At 63.2% G+C, this 4,665-nt stretch carries 4 protein-coding genes and 1 pseudogene; all 5 read left to right on the forward strand.

Translation table 11 applies throughout. From position 1 onward, the window contains the following. Positions 1-264 (forward strand): annotated as a pseudogene (locus tag AC1DT3_RS12685) (histidine kinase); the annotation flags it as partial. A gap of 120 nt (positions 265-384) precedes the next feature. Next, on the forward strand, positions 385-1,449 hold the full coding sequence (gene hemH, locus AC1DT3_RS12690) for a ferrochelatase (protein WP_477465611.1): 1,065 nt from the start codon (positions 385-387) through the stop codon (positions 1,447-1,449). Between the two features lie 95 nt (positions 1,450-1,544). Then, the gene (locus AC1DT3_RS12695) at positions 1,545-2,525 is read left to right on the forward strand and encodes an SPFH domain-containing protein (RefSeq protein WP_477465612.1); all 981 of its coding nucleotides are present in this window, start codon (positions 1,545-1,547) and stop codon (positions 2,523-2,525) included. Continuing rightward, a complete protein-coding gene (locus AC1DT3_RS12700; RefSeq protein ID WP_477465613.1) occupies positions 2,526-2,987 on the forward strand; it encodes an NfeD family protein in 462 nt (153 codons plus the stop codon). Positions 2,988-3,093: 106 nt separating this feature from the next. Further along, positions 3,094-4,665, forward strand: a 1,572-nt coding sequence (locus tag AC1DT3_RS12705; RefSeq protein ID WP_477465614.1) for a beta strand repeat-containing protein, incomplete at its 3' end; no start/stop codon positions are given.

The raw sequence follows: 4,665 nt of genomic DNA on the forward strand, positions 1-4,665 counted from the left end.
TTGTCCGTCAGCACCGGACGGATTTCGGTCGGCTGGACCACCGAGCCCGACGTGGAGGGCCAGCGGTTGCGTCTCGAATGGCGCGAAACGGGCGGGCCGARGGTATCGCGGCCGAAGCGGCATGGGTTCGGTTCCCGCCTGCTCAACCGGGTCCTGACGTCGCAATTGAGTGCCGAAGTCGAGATGGACTACGCCCCCCAAGGGTTGCATGTCGTCATCGTGACCCTTCTGAAGCGCACCGAGACGCTCAACCCGCTCGGGTAGCTTTCCGCGGCGCTTCGTCGGTGACATTAAGGCCAGTTGGCGGCCCCGGCTTAAACACCTATGTAGCGGCAGCATATGAAGTGCGGGACGAATGGCGGCCCGTCGACAAGGCATTGATTGATGAACGAACGGATCGACCCCATCCCATTGCAGAAACCGAATGTGAAGCCGGTCGACCATCCGCGGGTGATGGGCGGCCGCATCGGCGTTCTGCTTCTCAATCTGGGGACACCCGAGGCCACCGATTACTGGTCGATGCGGCGCTATCTGAAGGAGTTCCTTTCGGACAAGCGGGTCATCGAAACGTCCCGCCTGCTGTGGTGGCCGATCCTGAACCTGATCATTCTTTCCACGCGACCGGGCCGAAAAGGGCGCGACTACGACACGATTTGGAACAAGGAGCGCAACGAGGGCCCGCTGAAGACCATCACCCGCGCCCAAGCGGAGGATCTGACGCGTCATCTCCACGCGACGGCCGGCGACCGCGTCGTGGTCGATTGGGCGATGCGCTATGGTAAGCCCGAGGTGCGTGCGCGCATTCAAGCACTCCTCGATCAGGGATGCGACCGCGTTCTGCTCGTTCCGCTCTACCCCCAATATTCGGCAGCAACCTCCGCCACCGCCTGCGACCACGCCTTTCGCGCGCTGATGGATATGCGCTGGCAGCCGAGCGTGCGCGTATCGCCGCCCTATCACGACGATCCGGTCTATATCGACGCCGTCGCCACCTCCATGAAACGCGCGCTTTCGAAGCTGTCGTTCGAACCGGAGGTGGTTCTCGTCTCATTCCACGGCGTCCCGAAAGAATATCTCCTCAAGGGCGACCCTTACCATTGCCATTGCGTCAAGACGTGGCGACTCCTGCGTGAATCGTTCGGTTGGTCGGAGGAGCGCCTTCGCCTCAGTTTCCAATCGCGCTTCGGCCCCGACGAGTGGCTCCAGCCGTACACGGACAAGACGGTGGAAGCCCTGGCGAAGAGCGGCGTGAAGCGCATGGCGATCGTCGCGCCCGGGTTTTCCGCCGACTGCCTGGAGACGCTCGAAGAACTCGATGTCGAGAACCGCGAGATCTTCATGCATAACGGCGGCGAAGAATTCGCTTATCTGCCCTGCCTCAACGATAGCGAGGACGGCATGCGCGTCATCCGACATATCGTCGAGCGCGAGCTGCAGGGCTGGCTCTGAGCCGGACGAATGTGACGATCGATGCGGACGATTATGTAACTCTAGCGCAGAACGGAGCCTGCGCCTAAGCTCGCTCCGCTGGCTTAGGAGGACGCATGCCCATCGCAACCGGGTTTGATATCTTCGTCGTCGCTCTCGTGGCGCTCGTCATCCTGACGCTCGCCATGGGGGTACGGACCGTTCCGCAAGGATACGCCTACACGGTCGAGCGCTTCGGGCGCTACTCGCGAACCCTTGGCCCAGGACTCGGCCTCATCGTTCCCTATGTCGAGCGGATCGGCAAAAAGGTGAACATCATGGAGCAGGTGCTCGACGTCCCGAGCCAGGAGGCTTTCACCAAGGACAATGCGGGCGTCACCATCGATGCGGTGGCGTTCTTCCAGGTACTCGACGCCGCACGGGCGTCCTACGAAGTCTCCAACCTCCATCAAGCGCTCCTGGTCCTGACGATGACCAATATCCGCACGGTCGTCGGCTCGATGGACCTCGACCAGTTGCTCTCACACCGCGACGAGATCAACGAGAAGCTGTTGCGCGTGATGGACGCCGCCGCCTCGCCTTGGGGTGCGAAGGCCACACGCATCGAGATCAAGGACATCCTGCCGCCGCAAGATCTCGCGGGAGCGATGGCGCGCCAGATGAAGGCGGAGCGCGAGAAGCGCGCGACCATTCTCGAGGCGGAGGGCCAGCGGCAATCCGAGATTCTGCGCGCCGAAGGCCAGAAACAGGGACAGATTCTCGCCGCCGAAGGCCGTCGCGAGGCCGCTTTCCGCGACGCCGAGGCCCGCGAACGACAAGCGGAGGCTGAAGCCAAGGCCACTGCGATGGTCAGCACGGCAATCGGCGAAGGCAATCTCGCCGCGGCCAATTTCCTGGTCGCCGAGAAGTATATCGATGCCTTGCGGGCGATGGCGGCGGCGCCGAACCAGAAGGTCATCATCGTGCCGATCGAGGCGGCCGGCCTTGCCGGCACGCTCGGCGGCATCGCGGAAATCACCCGCTCTGTCTTCAGCGAAGGTGGCGACAAGGGTCTGACACGCACCGTTCCGACAGTCTCAGGCGGGCAGGGGCGCTAGATGATCGTCGATCTAATTGTCGGATTCGCGCCCTGGGTGTGGATCATCCTCGGGATCATCCTGATGGGGCTCGAACTCCTCGCGCCGGGCGTTTTCCTGATCTGGCTCGGCCTCGCGGCTGTGGCAACGGGGATCCTCACGCACATACTCGCCGTCTCCTGGCAGGTCTCGTTCATCGCCTTCGCGGTCTTGTCGGTCCTGGCCGTCCTGTTGGGGCGCGCCATCAGCCGGCCGATCGCTCAGGACGATACGGGCGCCGATGTCCTGAACCGCCGTGGCCATGCACTRCTCGGGCGCAGGTTCGTGCTGGAAGCGCCGATCAAGGACGGCGAGGGGCGGGTCCGGGTCGACGACAGTTCGTGGCGCGTCACCGGTCCCAATCTCCCCATCGGCGCGACGGTTCGTGTGGTGCGTGTCGACGGGACCACCTTGGTGATCGAGCCCGCTCCGCCTGAAATATAACCTAGGGTTAACCCGAATCGTGTACCCACGAAGACCTGATAGTCTTCCAGACTTGGCCGTGATTCTATGACTGCGCTTTGACGCTTTGATCGGACAGCGGAGATTGATGGGGTCCCTCGTACTATCTTCGCCGGTTGCGAAATCGAGCTTTCTCTCGCAGACCGCCCTCGTGACGGGGCTCTCGTTTCTCACCGCAGGAGCGGCGAGCGCCGCGTGCGGCCCGACCTTCGATCCTGCCAGCAACCAGGTCGTCACCTGCGATACGTCCGCGCCCAATCCCGTCACCACCCGCATCCAGGCGTTGGTGGGGAGCACGAATGTCTCCGTCAATGTTCAGGCGGGCGCGGAGATCGAAGTCATCGGTGAGAACGTCATCCTCGTCGGGGATCGGAGCCGGGTTCAGAATTTCGGCACGGTGCGCGTCGTTGGCCCCGATCCGGCGAATGTCGGCGGAATCGGGATCGGAAGCGGCAGCGAGGCCATCAACGCCGGCACGATCACGACCGACAATGTCAACGCTGAGGCGATGTTCATCAATGCGGGCGCCAGCGGCAGCCGCCTGACCAACACGCTCAACGGCACCATCATCACGAACGGCGCGGCATCTGGCGGTATGGTGGCGTTCAGCGGCAGCGGGCATACGCTCACCAATCTCGGCGCCATCACCACCAACGCGGACAACAGCGTCGCCATCTACGCCCTTCAAACGAGCGGCGGTCACACGCTGATCAATTCAGGCGTGATCAACACCGTCGGCGCGTTCAGTCAGGGGATGCGGATCGAGGGCGGGACGGCGAGCAACAACAACGTGTCCAACACGGCTGGTGCGCGCATCGCGACGAGCGGCGACAACGCCGAGGCGATCCGCATCATCGGCAGCGACAACACGATCGTCAATGCGGGAACCTTGACCACAAACGGCATGGCTGCTCACGGTATTCTCGCCAGCGGAAGCCGCAACACGATTTCCAACAGCGGCACGATCGTCGCGTCGGGTGCCAACGCGGACGGCATACAATCCATCGGTGGCGGTCTCGGATCGATCACCAACAGCGGCCAGGTGAGCGCGCTCGGCGTCAATGGCAACGCCATTGTGCTCGGCGGAGCGACAACGCTCACCAACCTCTTCGGCGCGCAGATCTTCGGCCGGCAAGGTAGCGGCGTCGTGGCGACGGCCGGCATCGTTCTCGACAATTCCGGCTCGATCGTCGGTGGTCTGAACGGCCTTCAGGTGAGCGGCGGTGCGACGATCGTGAATTCCGGAACGATCGTGGGCGGCGGTCCGGGTTTGGTTTTCACGGGCACTGCCGCCAACACGGTGACGAATTCCGGCACCATTTCCAGCGACGGCAGCGTCGCCGTCCAGTTCGGCGCGGGATCTGACATCATGACCGTCACTGGCGGTCTCGTCGGCGGTGCCGTCGACCAGTCCGACGGAGTCGACCGGTTCTCGATTTCCGCGGGCATCGTGTCCGGCACAGTTTTCCAGGGACGCGGTATCGATGATTTCGTCATGACGGGCGGGCAGATTCAAGCGCTCAGCCAAGGCGACAATCGCGACACGTTCCGTATGTCCGCCGGTCGCATCGTCGGCGCCTTCGAAGACGGCGACATGGCGGTCATGACAGGGGGACAGATCGGTCGCGTCGACATGAAACTCGACGACAATCTCTTCGAC

Source organism: Microvirga sp. P4_G7, assembly GCF_056401005.1.